The organism is Rhizobium sp. M10, from assembly GCF_002531955.1.
In the GTDB taxonomy this organism is placed as follows: domain Bacteria; phylum Pseudomonadota; class Alphaproteobacteria; order Rhizobiales; family Rhizobiaceae; genus Rhizobium; species Rhizobium etli_C.
In genome coordinates, this window is the sequence record NZ_NWTA01000045.1 from 1 (window position 1) to 15,358 (window position 15,358).

The following is a 15,358-nucleotide window of genomic DNA, read 5'->3' on the forward strand; positions in this document are numbered from 1 at the left end:
CGTCAGCGCTTCGATGCTCTACGAGCTTGCCAATTGCCTCAAGATCCCTGTTTCGAGGTTTTTCGAAGGCCTTCCAGATCCCGAAACCACTCATGGCCAGCAAATCATAACAGAGATCGATGAGAAGATTGCCTATATTTCCACGGCGGAGGGACGGCGTCTGATAGACGACGTTTTGCTCCTTTCTCCGCGTGTGCGCAGCCGGGTCGTTGCCCTCGTCAGCTCGATTGTCGATGAAGAGATGGAAGAACAGAAGCCGGTTGGTTCATCTGCTGGTTCTTAGCTCCCTACCGGTCGATTTTCTCCGCTGCTTCAAGCGAAAATTCGACGCGCAATACCGCCTTCTGTGCTCGCGAAAAATCGGCGGCGACGTGTTCTGCCCGCTCTTGCGCGGCGCGCCGGGCGGCTTTGTGTTGCGCAAGCGATAGGCCGGCATCGGCTTCATGGCTGCGCAATACGGATTGTCGCATCAGCGCGTCCTGAAGCTCGGCGGCGGCGATGACACCACTCTTGCGTAATACGTCGACGACAGGATTGCCGGCGGCCCGGCTTGCCGCGATGTCGAGCGCTTCGGAGGCTTTCGTTTCCCGCTCCCGCGCGCTTTCGGCATCCGCCCGCGCCTCGGAGAGGCTGCGGGAAATATTGTCCGCCCGCAGGCTGCGGATCTGCAGCAACTGCCTGAGAGATTTCAACGCCTTCATATCAGCCGCTCAGGCACCGTTGTTCGTCGTCAGGATTTCCAGCTGGCCGCCCTTGATGACCTTGATGCTGTCGGCTTGCTGCCGGCTCAGCACGTCTTCGACGGCCTTGGTGAAGACGGCGGGCCCGCGCACCAGCACCAAGCCGCTGGCGGGATCTTCACGCAGCGCATCGTCCGGCAGCAGCGGGAACAGCGCGCGAATGGCGTTTTGCTCGGTCTTCCAGCTGCGGCCGCCGCGATCGAGGACAACGGTGGAGACCTCCTGCTTCGGCGCGATGATGATGCGGCTGCCGTCATAGGCGACGAAGAGATTGCTGGCATCGCCAAGCTTGACAAAGGCCTTGGCTCCGCTTTCCCGGACGGACCAATGCTCGACCTTGCCGCTCAGCGTCCCGACTGTCGTGACCGGGATGCCGGACATGAAGGACAGCGTCTGGACGACATCGCCAAGCGGCAGGGAGACGACATCCAGGCGCACCTCCCGCTCGCTGGCGCCGGCCGGTGGAGGAAAGGAGGCCAGCAGTCCGATAGCGGCCATGTAAACAAAACGCGCAAACATCTGAGTTTACCTCACGATCCGGATATCGCCCGACAACTAATGAACGAATGAAGGCAGGGGCTGCGAAATCCAATCTATTAATAATTATCTGATCTACTGTTGCAGATCATCGGTCCGCTGGGAACAGGACGGATATCCATTTCGCGCATTTGTTGTACATATCGCGAATTAATAACTTTTTAACATAAGCTATTGAATTCGATCTTGAATTCTGCAAGGCTCTGGCCGCCAAAACCATGCAAGGAGTTCAAGACATGGCTAGTACTTCGACACTTGATGCGGGCATCGGCTCGGCGATTTCCGCCTTCAAGTCGGCCCAGAACGAAGCGACCGAGCAGAGCCTGAAGGTTGCAACCGAAATCACCAAGATCAACGGCGTCGCAAACGCCATCAAGAAGATCGGCCCAGGCTGATTGAAACAATGGCGAGACGGGTTCGCCCGTCTCGCTTCCCCGCTTTCGAAGACAATAAAAGCCGCTCGACGGACGGTTCGGGAACAAGATGGTTATGGATCTAGATTCCTCTTCGCCGACATTCAGAGGTAACGCCGGCAACGCTGCGTCAGGCAGCGGCGGACCGGTCTTGCGCATCACGCGCGCCGGGCGCAGCTCCAATCTGCCGCTGACGACAGAGCGGCAGGTGGTCGGCGGCAGCGCCGATTGTGACCTGATCGTCCTAGGCGCCAAACCGGAACCCGCCTTTGCCATCAGTCTGCAGCGCTCCCGCGGCTCCGACACGGTGTCGTTGACCGCGTTGCGGGATGACGTCGTGATCGACGGTCGTTCCATCCCGCGCGATCGGACAATGACCCTTACGAAGAGACAGACCATCTCCTTCGACGGCACGATCTGTGAGCTCGAAGGTCTCGGCGCCGGGCGCGTGCGGTTCGCGCCGCGCCGGATTGCGGCTGCCGGCCTTCTCGGGCTGGCGGCGTTGCTTTTGCTGGCCGGCCTTTACAACAGCGATGCGCCGGCTCACGAAGCCCCGCTCGTCAGGGTTTCCGCCGCACCCGAACCGGCGCCGGCGGCGGCGGCGATCGCGGCCGAAATCCGCCAGGCCATTCGTATGGCGCAGCTTCCCCAAGATCTGAGCATCGTCGCCACCGCCGACGAAATTCGCATCGGCGAAGGATCGCGGCCTCTCGGCCTGCCCGACAAGACCAAGCTGCGCAGCATCATCGCCTCGATGAGCCGGCGCGGTTCCGTTTCCATCGTCGATCTCACCGCCCTCTCTTCCGGTCTCGACGGCTTCGTTGCCGCCGCCGGCTATACGCCCGTCAGGTTCATCATCGGCTCCGACGGCCGCCGCTACGAGGAAGGCGATGTCGTTTCGAGCGGCTGGCGCATCAAGGAGATCGGCAAAGACCAGATGATCGTTTCCCGTGACAGTGAGGACGATACGGTCAATTTCGCCTCTGCCGGCAATGCCGAGCCGAAGCTCGCCGAAATTTCCAGCAGCGAACAAGAATAGGCGATGGCGTCGGAAGCCGGATCATGAAGGTAAGGTCATCCGCCTTCGCCATGCTTGCGCAGCGCACCGATATGCTGCTTGCGGTTTTTTTCGCCTCCGTCGTGACGATGCTGGTGCTGCCGCTTCCGACAATCGTTCTGGACGTGCTGATCGCTTTCAATCTCTCCTTCGCTTTCGTGGTGCTGATCACCACGACCTATCTGAAGAGCGTGCTTGAAATCTCGACCTTTCCCGCGGTCATTCTGATCGGCACGCTGTTCCGCCTGGCCTTGACGATTTCCTCGACCCGGCTCGTGCTGGCGGACGCCGATGCCGGCGAGATCATCATGGCCTTCGGCGATTTCGTCGTTGCGGGAAATGTCGTCGTCGGGCTGATCATTTTCCTGATCGTGGCGCTGGTGCAGTTCATCGTGGTGACGAAGGGCGCCGAGCGCATCGCCGAGGTCGGCGCCCGTTTCACGCTCGACGCCATGCCGGGCAAGCAGCTCGCCATCGACAGCGACCTGCGCAACGGCCATATCAGCACGGAAGCCGCGCAGAAGCGCCGGTCGCGTCTCGAACAGGAGAGCCAGTTCTTCGGCGCGATGGACGGCGCCATGCGCTTCGTCAAGGGCGATGCGGTCGCAGGATTGGTGATCGTCGCCGTCAATCTCATCGGCGGCCTGGCGATCGGTATCTTCCAGAAGGGCCTGAGCTTCGCCGAGGCCGCCCATCTCTATACGCTGCTGTCGATCGGCGACGGTCTGGTGTCGCAGATTCCGTCCATTCTGATGGCAGTCTCGGCCGGTATCGTCGTGACCCGCGTGTCCGATGACGGCAACGGCAGTCTCGGCAGCGATATCGGCCGCGAACTCTTCCGGGAGCCCCGTGCATTGGCGATTGCGGCGGCGCTGACGATCTGCGCGGGCTTCGTGCCGGGATTTCCCACAGGCGTGCTCGGCGCGATCGGCCTGTGTCTGGCGGGCCTTGCCTTCATGGTGCATCGCCGGCGCGCCGGCCCAGCCGCGGCCGCATCGGCGAATGCCGTGGAAAGCGCCAATTCCTATCCGCTCGACAGGACGAAATATGGCGATCCCGTCATCGCCACCGTCGCGGTGGAAACGCTGGCGCGGCTTGAGGCGATGCGACTCGGCGAAATGCTGGACGGGCGGATCCGCATGGCGGCGCGCGCCGTCGGCGTCTCCGTGACGGTGCCGACGTTCAACGCCGATCCCCGCATGGCCGAGGATCTGATCCACCTTCAGGTCGAAAACGTGCCCGCCGGTCTCGTCAGCTGCGGTCCCGAACGGACGGCCGAACAGATTGCCGACGGCATCGTGCGCATCGTCCGCCGCCATATCGGCGCCCTGTTCAGCGTCGACGACGCGGCACAATGGCTGGGCAGCCTCGAACCGCGTCTCGGCAAACTGGCGATCGACGTCGCCACCCAGGTGCCGCTGATGCTGACGGTCGCGGTCGTCAGACGCCTGCTGGATTCCGGCGTGACGCTTTCCCAGCCGCGCGGACTGCTGGAAGTGATGCTGCACGCCGGCACCGATCACGCGCCGGATGCCCTGGCCGAAATGGCGCGCGCCGCGCTGGTCAAGCAGATCGCCTTCGGGCTTCTCGACCGGCGCGGATTGCTGCCGGCGCTGGTGCTTCCCACCGAATGGGACCACTTCATCCGCTCCTATGACGCCGCTGGAGCGACCGAGAAGATCGAGATAGCCGAAAGGCTGCGCCTGCTGGCCGAGAAAGCCAGGCAGGCTCTCGAGGACGCCAACGAGCGGGGATACGATCCCATCATCATCGTGCCGGGCGAGTGGCGCCTGCTCACCCAGACGCTGATGATCCACCACAACTGCCGCATTCCGGTGCTGGCGGCGGAGGAGATCGACAGGGATATAACGATCGAAACCATCGGAGAGATCGGGCAAATCCGGAACGCTGCCGGCTCCAAACAAAGGCCGGGCTGATAGAGCAAGTGAAGTAGACGAGACCAACTGGGGATGAATGCAATGTGTGGCGTAGATGGACAAAGGCCCATAGACTTCGACAGAACCTCCCGTTTCGACCTTGAGTCCGATTGCCTTGGCGGCAGCAATAGGGCCGACACGGATTTCACCACCATCCGAACCCGCAAGGTCTCGCCCTTCGAAGATTTCTCCGGCAACCCGCCGACACTGACCTCCTATGTGCCGAATTCGCGGGAAACGTCGGAAAACGGCATGGATTCCGACCCCAAGGATCTGCTGCGCAAGCACATCAACTGGCAATCCGACTCCAAGAAGGTGGATCCATCCGACGAGAAACAGGCCACGACTTTGCAGACCACGACGGAAAAACCCGACCTCTCGAAAGAGGGCAGCGTCATCGTCGTCAACGAGCCGATCGTCGTGGATGGCGGCGTGTTCGACGGCAAGGGCGCGACCTATACGGCCTCGTCCAAGCTCGGCGATGGCGGCCAGTCCGAAACCCAATCGCCGCTGTTCATTCTCAAGAACGGCGCGACGCTCAAGAATGTCGATCTCGGCGAGAATGGCGCCGACGGAATCCACGTCTATGACGGCGCGACGCTCGAAAACGTCAATTGGCAGAATGTCGGCGAGGATGCGCTGACGGTAAAAAGCGCCGGCGACATCACTATTATCGGTGGCTCCGCCAAGGGCGCGACCGACAAGATCTTCCAGATCAATGCCGACACGAGGTTCTATCTGAAGGATTTCGTCGCTGACGGCTTTACCACGCTCGTGCGCACCAACGGCGGCAAGCAGATCGACGCCGACGTCACCATCGATGGCGGGGCGTTCTCCCACGGCAGCAACGTCTTCCGCACCGACAGCTCACTTGCCAGCGTGACGTTCCTCTCCGATATCACGCTGGACGATGTGAAGAACTGGACGCGTGTAGGTGACAACCAATCGGGCGTCTGAGACGCCCGACCACCGGAACCGCAAAGCGAAGATCAAGCGGGCGGCTTAGGCTCCCGCTTTTCATTGCCGGCCTGATCCTTGCCTGCGCGGCGGGCTGCTGCGCATTTCCGCGCCGATTTGCCGGCGCGCCGATTTCAGCTTCGGGTCGCCCTGGGTATCCTTGTATTCGCGCCGCGCCTCGGTCTTGGTCATGCGGTGTTCGTGCCTGAACAACGCGCGCGAAATGCGGATATCGAAAAACGCCGCCGCCACCATGATGCCGGCGGCAATGACGAGGATCGAGCCGAGGAGATGGGCTGTCGTGGAGAGCGTGCATGCTTCTCCGCAAAGAGGCGACCAGAAGATGCTGTTGAGGAAATAGAGGATCGCACCGCCGCCGGCGGTTGCGAGCAGGACAAACTTGACGAGCCCCTTGACGAACTCGGCGATGCTCGCGAGCGAAAAAAGCCTCTTGATGCCCTCGAACGGATTGAGCCGGGTGAAATCGAAGCTCATATGTTTGAACGATACGGGAAACCCCTGCCCGTCGAGGATCGACACCAGGATGGTCGCGGCAAGACCCATGGCAAGCGGCAGCCAGATGAGATCGAGCAGCGCCACGCCGGTTTCGCTCAAGCCGACAGTGACGGCGTCGGAGACGTCGGCTCGCGCGGCGGACTGAAGGCCGGCATCGAAACTGCGGGTGAAATCCTCGAGGATATCAGGCAAGCCCCAGGTGACGTAGACGGCGATGGCAAGGACGGAGATCGCAACCGGGATTTCCTTCGAGCGGGGAACCTGGCCCTCGCGGCGGAGCCGATCGAGCTTCACCCGGCTCGGCGGCAGGGTTTTTTCCTCGGTATCGTCATTTTTGGCCATGGGTCACCTCCAGCATGGCTTTCACCTCGTTGAATCCGTCGATCCAGAGATCGTGGAAATAGCTGGAGATAAAGGCCGTGTAGATGACGAGAATGACCACGACCGCGAAGTTCTTGATGGCCGGCAGGCTATCGTTCAGCGGGAATTGTTTCGACGAGCGGCCAACGAAGGCCAGCGACAATTCGAGCGCGCAGGTGACGATCATGAACGGGGCGGCAAGCAATCCGGCCGCTTTGAACAGCCGGCCGAATACACCGAGGATCATGTCGAGCGGATCGTCGGGCATGGCGGGCATGAGCTTGAAGAGCGGCCAGAACTCGAACGACTTGTAGAAAATCGCGACCAGATCGATGATGCCGCCGGCGCTGACGAAAATCACCAGGGCGATCGACATCATCAGCGAGCCGAGCGGCGCGGTTTCCAGCGCGTTGATCTGGTCGAAGAGATTGGCGGCATTGGCCCCGCGATAGACATCGGTCATATCACCCGCCGCCTGGGCCGCCCAGAAGGGAATGCCGAGCCCCATGCCGATGAGCGCCCCGAAGCAAAGTTCCTTCATCGAAAGGGCGGCCAGATCGAACCAGGACGTATCTCCGATAGCCAGCACCGAATAGGCGAAGGCGACGGAGGGCGCCGAAAGGCCGATTGCCAGGCCGAAACGCAGAATGCCGACGATGCTGAACAGCGAGAAGATCGGGAAGATCAGCAGGATCCCGAGCGCGCGGGCGGCGCCGAGCATGGCTGCGGCCGGTGCCGCGACCTCGATGCCGACGAGCGGAAGATGATCCGGCCCCATCCGCCCCGCCTCACTGAACCATGGTCGGGAAGTCGTTCAGGATATGAACGGAATGTTCGATCAGCGGCGTTGCCAGCACCCGGCCGAACAGCAGCAGGGTGATGGAGATCACGAAAATCTTGACGATCTGCGCGATGGTCTGTTCCTGGATTTGCGTTGCAGCCTGGAAAATGGCGATGATCAGCCCGAGAAGCGCGGCCAGGCCCAGAATGGGGCCGGCCAAGGCGAAGGTCGCCATGACGGACATGCCGATTTCAGCTGCGACCTGGTCTTCACCCATGGTGGCAGGCCTTTCGCGTGGGCGCGGCAGGCGCTCGAACCGGGGCTTTCGTCAAGGCGCGATGCTCACTGCGCATAGGACAGCACCAGACCTTCCAGCAATCGCCGCCAGCCGTCGATCGAGACGAACAGCAGCAGCTTCAGCGGTGTCGACACCACGGTCGGGGACATCATCTGCATGCCGAGCGCCACCAGAATGGCGGAGACGGCGAAGTCGATCATCAGGAAGGGCAGATAAATCAGAAATCCGATTTCAAAGGCCCGCGTCAGTTCCGAAACGAGGAAGCTTGGCGTCAGCACGGTGATATCGTCGGAGGCAATGGGGGTTGCCGGCGCGTTTGCCCAGATCTTCTGCGACGCCTGCACGAAAAAGTCGCGCACCTCGGCGTCGGAAAATTTCAGCATGAAATCCTTCAGCGGCGCTGCCACTTTGATCATGCCGTCCGCCATGCCACTGACCGTGCCGAAATCGCCGCTATGGGCGAGCAGCAATTGCCAGCTGTTTTGCAGCACCGGGTTCATCACGAAGGCCGAGAGCACGATGGCAATCGCAAAGACCAGGAGATTCGGCGGCGTCTGCTGGATGCCGATCGCATTGCGCACGATCAGCAGGACGACTGAAATCTTGGTGAAGGAGGTTGCGATCACGGCAATGACCGGCAGCATCGAGATCGCCGCCATTGCCGCGAGGCTCTGGGCAAGAGGAAAGCTCTGTTCCATCAGTCGTGCAGCGCCGTGACGCGAACGGCGCTCAACCCATCCACGGAAATGATTTCGCCCCGTCCGATAATGCGGCCCTGGGCGATGATATCGACGGCGTCCGACAATGGCCTGTCGAGGTTGAACACATAGCCCTCGCCGATCGTCTCGAGTGTGCGCAGCGGCAACTCCAGCCGTCCGGCATCGAAGACCAGCTTGATCGGGATGCTGTCGACAGGCGACGGACGCGGCTCGCCCTGCAATTCCTGATCGACGGTGTCATTCGTCATGAAATGCCTCATTGGTCCGGTTGGCGTCGACAGGAGCGGCTCGGTGAGGACCGCGCCTTTGTCCGAGCGCATGCAGGTTGCAAGGTAACGTTCACCCGTGATCGCGACCACGGTCTCCGGTGCCCCCCCATCGATGACGATGCCGTCCCCCAATCGCAGGGATTTGATCTGACCGACTGACAGCACGGCATAACCGCGCCGGATGTTGACCGCCGTCGTCAGGGCATTGAGCGTGCGGCGCGGTAGGCGGCTTGCCCAGCCGACGAGGCCGGCAAGGAAGGTTTCATCGAAACGGCCGCTCAAGGGCAGGCTCATGCCGCTCCAGCCGATTTCGAAGCCGAAATTGCCGCTAAAATCCGGCTCCGGCTGCGCGCCGATCTCCAGCAGCGAAAGGCCGATGCCGATCTTGTTCTCGATTGCCTCGAAGGCCTCGGCGAACTGATGTTCCACCACCGCCGCCTTTTCATGCGGTGACAGTTTTTCCCAGAGCAGCAGCGGTTCCAGCCTTTCGGCCAGCAGCCGCAATGCTCCGGCCGAAGCAATCAGCATCTGATCCTGCTCGCCGACGCGGCAGAGAATGCCGACAGGATCGGCGATCCGCGTGGCCGCGATATCGGGGGACAGCGGGCGAACGGAAAGCGTCTGCTCCCGGACCGGAATTTGCCAGGCGGCGCGCATCGTCGTGCCGGAACGGGAAAAGAAGCTCCCGGCCATCGATGAGTCGGGCCATGCGGGCGCGGCGATATTCATCGGACAAGCTCCTCGAGCGCTTCGACGATCGCGCCGAACGGCTGCGGCTTGCCCTGGCCGTCAAACAGGAAGCGCTGGATGAGCCCGTGTTTGGCGACGGCCTCGTCGACGGCGGCATCGCGCCCCTGGCGATATTCGCCGACGCGGATCAGCAGTTCCACCTCGTCATAGAGGGCCAGCAGGGCGCGCAGCCTGTCGGCTGCCTGGCGATGGCTCTCGCTCACCACCGCGCTCATCGTCCGGCTTCGGCTGGCCAGCACATCGATCGCCGGAAAATTGCCCGCCCTGGCAATCTTGTCAGAGAGCACGATATGGCCGTCCAGCAGCGACCTGGTTTCTTCGGCGATCGGATCGTCCTGCTCTTCGCCTTCGACGAGGACCGTATAGAAAGCCGTCATCGTGCCGTTTGCGCTGTTGCCGGCGCGCTCGAAGATCTGCGGCAAGACGGCGAATACGGAAGGCGGAAAGCCGCGCCGCACCGGCGGTTCGCCGGCAGCAAGCCCGACTTCGCGCAAGGCGCGGGCCATGCGGGTGACGCTGTCGATGACGAGCAGCACATGTTTTCCCTGCTCGCGAAAATATTCGGCGATCGCCGTTGCCGTCATCACCGCCTTGAACCGCTCCAGCGCCGGGCGATCCGATGTCGCCAGAACCAGCGCCACATTCGAGGCAACGCCTTCCGGCATGTTGTCGGCAACGAATTCGCCGACCTCGCGTCCGCGTTCCCCCACCAGCGCGCAGACGATCACATCGGCCTTGTTGTTGGCGACGATCTGGGACACCAACGTCGACTTGCCGGCGCCGGGCGCGCCGAAAATACCGATGCGCTGGCCCTGCCCGCAGGTCAGCAATCCGTCCAGGGCGGCAATCCCCGAGGTGAACGGCTGGCGGATGGGACGGCGCGACAAGGGGTTGACCGGCTGGCCGTAGAGCGGCTGCAGGAAACGCGCGTCATCGCCGGCCGGATTGGCGGAGGGACGCAGGACGTTGCCGTGCGCATCGACGACCGCGCCGAGCAGGAAGTTGCCGACAGAGATCGCCGGCTCCCGGCCGGTCGGGACGATTTCCGTGCGCTGGGAGATGCCGCGGGTTTCGCCGTGAAGCGAGAGAAGTGCCGTCTCGCCGTCGATACCGACGACATCGGCGAGGCCGATGCGGCCCCTGCCCGGCTCATGCAGTTCGCAGAGCTCGCCGATCCGAACCGAGGGGATGAGCGCCCGCACCAGCAGGCCCGAAACACTCGTCACGCGGCCGCTCTGCCGCCGCACGTCCGTCTGTTCGAGCGTCCGCTCCATGCGAAGCAATGCGTCAGCCATGGACGAGGGCCTCGATCACGGTGGCGAGCTGGTCTTTCAAGCCGATCTGGCTTCGTCCCGCCGATGTCTCCAGGACGATCTCGCCGGCAGACATCAGCGGATCCGTTTCGATAGTGATGCGATGATCGATATCCGCAATTGCCTGGGCGATCATGGCGGCATCCTCGGGGGCGACATGGAGGGCGATCTCCTGGGCCTCTGCGGTCTGGGATATGGCGTGGCGGACCAATCGCCTGGTGCGTTCGTCGGCCTCCATCGATCCGAGGATCAATCCGACCGATTTCAGAACCACCGCCTCGACCCAGCTGTCGAGATTGGCAATCTCCTGTTCGGCTTTTCCGAGCGAGGCGGCAAGCCGTGCGGCGGCATCACGAACGCCCTGTTCGAACCCGTCGCGATAGCCGTATTGGGCGGCCTGCTCGCTGGCGGCTGCAAGTGTGGCCTGGGATTGGGCGGCGTCCTGGCGGGCAGCCGCCAGAATTTGCGCCGCCTCCCTGATCTGGCCGAAGTTTTCCGCCGGAATGATGCGGTCGTGGCGTGCAAATCCCGAGCTCATCGTCCGGCGCCTTCCTGTGTGGAGGCGACCTCGTCGACGGCGGCCGTCGCCAGAACGAGCGCCGGGCTCTTCAACAGGGAAGCCGAGCCGTTTTCGGCCATGTCGCGCCAGCCCGCCCACCGCCATGCCGCAGAGATCCGATATTCGTCTGCCAGAAGCGTCAGCATCGACCAGCCATCGGCCTCGACGACATGCCTTGCCTGCTCGCTCAACAGATCAAGCGGCGGCGTTGCCGTGGAAAGATTGATGTGGCCGAGGGCGAATGCGACCGCTTCCTCGCCGTAGGCGGCCCTGAGCCTCGCAAGGGTCGGGCGATCGACCGCGGGGCAGAAGGCTGCGAGATGATAGGCGAAGCCCGCCCGGAACGCGGCCTTTGAGAGTCCGTCCGCGTCCATGGAAATCAGGCGGCGGGCGCCGTCGGTAAATGTGGCGGGGTCGCCATGGGCTTCTGCGATCTCCGTGAAAAGCCGCCGGTGCAGCCGCCGCGACAGGGTAGACCCATCGGCAAGGAGCGGCGCGGTCCCATCCCATCGGGCGGCCGTCAGCATATCCGCGGAAAGCAGCGCTGCCCTGCGGATCCTCGCCGCATCCGAGATCGCCTCGCCGTCCGAACGCGGCGTGCGCATGCTCAGCGCTCCTTCCGCTGCGGCAACAGCAGCAGCAGGCATGCCCCGATGGCGAGGATAATTGCGCCGATCACGGCCAGATTGGGGGCCTTGAAAGCCGAGAGAGCGCTTTGCACCATCGAGAATGGCGCTGCGGCGGGTGCCGGCGTCACGGTTGCCGCCGGGGCCGATGCTGCCGTTGCCGGCGGGGCCGCCGGCGCGCCGACCTCCGACCAGGGGCTGACCACCACCGAGACATCTTCGTAAGAGAGATCACGGATGCTGTTGACCAGAACGGACCGGCTTTTCATGTCGATCTCGTTGAGATTGGCGCCGGGGCGATATTGCAACACGGCCGCCGCCCTCGCCTTTTCCTTGATGAGCCCGCGGCCGTTTTCCTCCGGCAGCACCACATGGACGCGCGCCGTCGCCACGCCGTCAAGCCCCGAAAGCGTTTCGGCAAGCTGCTGCTCGATGGCGTAGCTCATCCGGGCTTTTTGTTCGTAAGGCGTCACAAGGAAGCCGTTGCCGGGAAAGAGTTCGGCGACATTTCCGAACGACTGACGCGGCAGACCGGCGCCCGCCAGCAACTCGATCGCCCGGGCATGATCGGCTGATTCAGCGGCGATCGCATAGGTCCCGCCCTTTTCGCTCCTCATGGTGACGGAGATGCCGGCGCGTTCGAGCAGGACCTGAGCATCCAGCGCATCGCGCTGATCGAGTCCCGTCAGCACGTCCTGGCTGCAGGCGGCGAGGAACAGGCAGAAAGCGAGCATGGCGGCCTTCGGAAGGACTTTGCGCGCGGGCGAAGTGATCGGTGATCTCGCAAGGGCCGATGTGATCATGATATTCACTGGCCCTGCGTCAGCCGTTTGGACGACGACATCACCGACTGGGTGAGTGACGACAGCAGCGTCGTGCCGGTCGCGAATTGCTGTGATTTCTCCAGCCGGTCGATCGATGTCGTGATGTCTTCGATCTTCGGGCCGCTGTGATCCTTGTCCGCGGCAAATCGCACCAGCGGCGTCTCCGGCTGGCCGTTCCCGGCCACCGGCATGAAGAATGCCGACAGCCGGTCGAGAATGCTGGAGGGCCTGGTATTGCCTTCCGGTGAATAGGAGGGCGGGACGGCGTCGGACTCAGGCGCGATCTTGCGGCCCTGGATGTTGGGAATGGAGGTGAGTTCGGTTGGCCGAAGGCCGGCGAAATCCGCCGGCTGCAGCCCGATCCGCTCCGCCACGATCTCCGAGGTCTTCAGCACATTGCCTGTCGATACGCCATCAACGGGCGGCGTAAAGGCGCGGCCGGTAAGTTCTTCTCCGCTCATTGCAATTCCTCAACTCGGTACACGTCAACTGCAAACGATGAACGGGAACGCTACTCGTCGCTGCCTTCGTCGATCGCCTCCTTGGCGAAATTGAAAAGCGAATTGTTCAGCATCAGGGTGTTGGAAATCATGCCTGGCAGAAACGCGTCCACGGCAGCGGAGAGTATCTCGCTCTCGCTGTTCGGATCGACCTTTTTCGTCGTGCTGCCGGTGGTGTCCTTGGAATCTGTCTTATCAGTCGTCAGCTCCACCGAGACAGGGTTTGCAGGCGCCAGGTTCAGGTCGGAATTCACTGCATCTACGGCCATATGAGCACTTCCATCAAGGAGTTATCAAAATGAATGCATGATTTGATATGGATAAAAAAACGGCCGGTCAATTGTTTAAACTTAACCGATGGTTAATTTTCGGAAATTACAATCGCTTTGACAACTTTCTCGACCTTTATATTAAAATTGAACGTTTTTATCCATAAAGCGCAGCAGATATCCAGATTGCGCATGAAATTCATACTTAAATTTATTGCTATCAAATATTCACAGGCCCGACCGCCTCTACGCCAACCGGGCCTGTGAGTACCCAGATATTTGGTGTTGCGAAAGCGTCCCGGATCAGCCCACCGCCGTACCGCGGCGCTTCTCGATATCGGCGATGATCGCGTCCCAGTTCTCAGGGGTCAGCTCGCGCTGTTCCGGGTCGCGGGGCGCGGGGGCGACGCCGCCCTTGGCGCCGACGCGCTGACCTGTTTTGGCGTAGATGCCGACCGTGTCGTTGACAGTGCGCTTAAGCATGTCGTTCATCATGTCGGTCTGCTTGTGGAAGGCTTTTTCCTGCTTGATGCTCTGGTAGATGGCAAAGCCCGCCCAGGCCGCCCAGGACACCGCGCCGGCGATCGCGAAGGCGAGCGAGAAGCCGCCGGAGACGAGCGCTACCGTTGCGCCCGTGCGCCCGAGGAAGGTGGAATTCACCAGCATATTGGCAACGCCTGCGATGCCCTCGATCGCGCCGACCGTGTCCGCCGCGGTTCCGATACCCATGAAGATGAGATCGACCGGATCGCCCTTGCCACTGGTGAGCCCCTGCAGGAACTGGTAATATTCCACCGGCAGCCAAGCGACGCCGGCAACGGCGCCAACCGTCGTCCCGGTATTCTTGAAAAAGGCGGAGAGCACGCTGCGCTGCGCCCGCGCCAGCTCGTCGGAAACGCCGACGAGTGAACTGATCCCATCCAGCAGCGAAAAATTCGAGGCTTTGATCGCCGAGCCGAGCGCACTGCCCATGTGCGCGAGAGCGCCAAGGGCGTGCAGAACCACGATGCCGATGCTGTCCCAGGTCGGGCTCGTCATGTTGAGGCCGGCATAGATGGAGCGGGATGCGGTAAGCACCGACATCACGCCGGAAGAGAGCGCCGCCTTGTATTTGACAGGATCGACCCCTGCCGGCGCCGCCGTCGCGGTCTTGTCGATCAGCTTGGCAAGGTCGGCCTTGATCGTTTCGACGCTGCCGCCCGGTCGCATCGTCGCCCAAAGCGCGGTGAAGATCGTCGTGAAATTGGTCTTGTATTGCGCCATGGCATCGGCATTGCCCTTGAACAGGGTTTCCGCCAGCGCGTCGAGGCTCGGGGCGATGATCCTCTTGATCGCCTCTTCGGCGGTCTTGCCGTCGACGATGATTGGATCGATCACATCCGTGCCGGGCATCAGCGTCTTCATCAGGCCTGACATGGAAAGTCCCATGTCCTTGAGGCTCGATGTCAGATATTCGCTGTCGATATAGGGCAGATCGAGACTTTGGATGGTCTTGCTCCAGCCATTGTCCTTGGTGGCGAACATGCGCTCGGCGATCCAGGCGTCGCCCCCGCTGCCGGCGAAGAAGCGCCCGCCGTCTGAGCCGTTGGCGGCAATGCCCTTGCCGGCCAGCCCGGTGCCGATCATGATTGCCGCCATGACGTCGTTGAACGAATAGCTGGCGAGATTGCTGGAGGGCAGCGGCGAGACGCTCTTGTCCCACTCGGCATTGGCCGGCAACTTCGAGACCAGGCTGGCGCCCATGACGAGCCCTTCCAGCGCGGTCTGCACCGCATGGCGGTAGCCCAAGACCTCCTTGCCGCCGGGTGCGCTCAGGCGCGACGTCAGGCGCTCCAGATTGCCGGCGAGATCGCCGATGCCGATTTCTCCGGCGCCTACCTTGTCGAGCAGCGGACCGAGAAGCGCCTTGACGTCGGCCTTGAACTGATCGCGC

17 protein-coding genes and 2 pseudogenes are annotated in these 15,358 nt (G+C 62.3%); 5 read left to right on the forward strand and 14 right to left on the reverse strand.

Features of this window, described 5'->3' with window-relative positions; translation table 11 throughout:
* Positions 1 to 283 (forward strand): annotated as a pseudogene (locus tag CO671_RS32180) (XRE family transcriptional regulator); the annotation flags it as partial.
* Between the two features lie 4 nt (positions 284 to 287).
* Here CO671_RS32180 and CO671_RS32185 read toward each other — a convergent pair.
* The gene (locus CO671_RS32185) at positions 288 to 701 is read right to left on the reverse strand and encodes a hypothetical protein (RefSeq protein ID WP_009995183.1); all 414 of its coding nucleotides are present in this window, start codon (positions 699 to 701) and stop codon (positions 288 to 290) included.
* A gap of 9 nt (positions 702 to 710) precedes the next feature.
* Positions 711 to 1,259: a hypothetical protein gene (locus tag CO671_RS32190; protein ID WP_008534289.1), complete on the reverse strand. Its 549-nt coding sequence runs from the start codon at positions 1,257 to 1,259 to the stop codon at positions 711 to 713.
* Between the two features lie 254 nt (positions 1,260 to 1,513).
* On the opposite strand from CO671_RS32190, the gene CO671_RS33950 reads away from it, so the two are divergent.
* The 4 genes from CO671_RS33950 (at position 1,514) to CO671_RS32205 (ending at position 5,641) form a co-directional block, all read left to right on the forward strand.
* On the forward strand, positions 1,514 to 1,672 hold the full coding sequence (locus CO671_RS33950) for a hypothetical protein (protein ID WP_004672595.1): 159 nt from the start codon (positions 1,514 to 1,516) through the stop codon (positions 1,670 to 1,672).
* A gap of 169 nt (positions 1,673 to 1,841) precedes the next feature.
* Complete coding sequence (locus CO671_RS32195; RefSeq protein WP_225881300.1) at positions 1,842 to 2,729, forward strand: hypothetical protein; 888 nt, start codon at positions 1,842 to 1,844, stop codon at positions 2,727 to 2,729.
* A gap of 23 nt (positions 2,730 to 2,752) precedes the next feature.
* On the forward strand, positions 2,753 to 4,684 hold the full coding sequence (locus tag CO671_RS32200) for a flagellar biosynthesis protein FlhA (RefSeq protein WP_085861364.1): 1,932 nt from the start codon (positions 2,753 to 2,755) through the stop codon (positions 4,682 to 4,684).
* A 42-nt stretch (positions 4,685 to 4,726) separates the two neighbouring features.
* A complete protein-coding gene (locus tag CO671_RS32205; protein WP_004672592.1) occupies positions 4,727 to 5,641 on the forward strand; it encodes a pectate lyase in 915 nt (304 codons plus the stop codon).
* Positions 5,642 to 5,701: 60 nt separating this feature from the next.
* Here CO671_RS32205 and CO671_RS32210 read toward each other — a convergent pair whose 3' ends face one another.
* The 12 genes and pseudogenes from CO671_RS32210 to CO671_RS32265 all read right to left on the reverse strand — a co-directional run.
* Positions 5,702 to 6,499 (reverse strand): EscU/YscU/HrcU family type III secretion system export apparatus switch protein, encoded by a 798-nt coding sequence (locus CO671_RS32210; protein ID WP_011053325.1) that lies wholly within the window; start codon positions 6,497 to 6,499, stop codon positions 5,702 to 5,704.
* Complete coding sequence (locus CO671_RS32215) at positions 6,486 to 7,295, reverse strand: flagellar biosynthetic protein FliR (RefSeq protein WP_004672591.1); 810 nt, start codon at positions 7,293 to 7,295, stop codon at positions 6,486 to 6,488. The genes CO671_RS32210 and CO671_RS32215 overlap by 14 nt, the downstream gene beginning before the upstream one ends.
* A 10-nt stretch (positions 7,296 to 7,305) precedes the next feature.
* Entirely contained in the window at positions 7,306 to 7,575 is a 270-nt protein-coding gene (locus CO671_RS32220; protein ID WP_004672590.1) for a flagellar biosynthetic protein FliQ, read from the reverse strand.
* A gap of 65 nt (positions 7,576 to 7,640) precedes the next feature.
* Positions 7,641 to 8,294 carry a type III secretion system export apparatus subunit SctR gene (gene sctR, locus CO671_RS32225; protein WP_008534263.1) on the reverse strand — a complete coding sequence of 218 codons (654 nt, stop codon included), beginning with the start codon at positions 8,292 to 8,294 and terminating at the stop codon, positions 7,641 to 7,643.
* Positions 8,294 to 9,313, reverse strand: coding sequence for a FliM/FliN family flagellar motor switch protein (locus CO671_RS32230; RefSeq protein ID WP_011053324.1), 1,020 nt, complete (start codon positions 9,311 to 9,313; stop codon positions 8,294 to 8,296). Before CO671_RS32230 ends, sctR begins: the two co-directional genes overlap by 1 nt.
* On the reverse strand, positions 9,310 to 10,629 hold the full coding sequence (locus CO671_RS32235) for a FliI/YscN family ATPase (protein WP_004672587.1): 1,320 nt from the start codon (positions 10,627 to 10,629) through the stop codon (positions 9,310 to 9,312). Before CO671_RS32235 ends, CO671_RS32230 begins: the two co-directional genes overlap by 4 nt.
* Positions 10,622 to 11,185 (reverse strand): type III secretion system stator protein SctL, encoded by a 564-nt coding sequence (sctL, locus tag CO671_RS32240; RefSeq protein ID WP_011053323.1) that lies wholly within the window; start codon positions 11,183 to 11,185, stop codon positions 10,622 to 10,624. The genes CO671_RS32235 and sctL overlap by 8 nt, the downstream gene beginning before the upstream one ends.
* Positions 11,182 to 11,811 carry a hypothetical protein gene (locus CO671_RS32245; RefSeq protein ID WP_011053322.1) on the reverse strand — a complete coding sequence of 210 codons (630 nt, stop codon included), beginning with the start codon at positions 11,809 to 11,811 and terminating at the stop codon, positions 11,182 to 11,184. Before CO671_RS32245 ends, sctL begins: the two co-directional genes overlap by 4 nt.
* 2 nt (positions 11,812 to 11,813) lie before the next feature.
* Positions 11,814 to 12,644 (reverse strand): type III secretion inner membrane ring lipoprotein SctJ, encoded by an 831-nt coding sequence (gene sctJ / locus CO671_RS32250; protein ID WP_042120090.1) that lies wholly within the window; start codon positions 12,642 to 12,644, stop codon positions 11,814 to 11,816.
* A complete protein-coding gene (locus tag CO671_RS32255) occupies positions 12,641 to 13,117 on the reverse strand; it encodes a hypothetical protein (RefSeq protein WP_004672583.1) in 477 nt (158 codons plus the stop codon). Before CO671_RS32255 ends, sctJ begins: the two co-directional genes overlap by 4 nt.
* Positions 13,118 to 13,167: 50 nt before the next feature.
* Complete coding sequence (locus CO671_RS32260) at positions 13,168 to 13,425, reverse strand: hypothetical protein (protein WP_004672582.1); 258 nt, start codon at positions 13,423 to 13,425, stop codon at positions 13,168 to 13,170.
* A 303-nt stretch (positions 13,426 to 13,728) separates the two neighbouring features.
* Positions 13,729 to 15,358, reverse strand: a pseudogene (locus CO671_RS32265) (hypothetical protein); the annotation flags it as partial.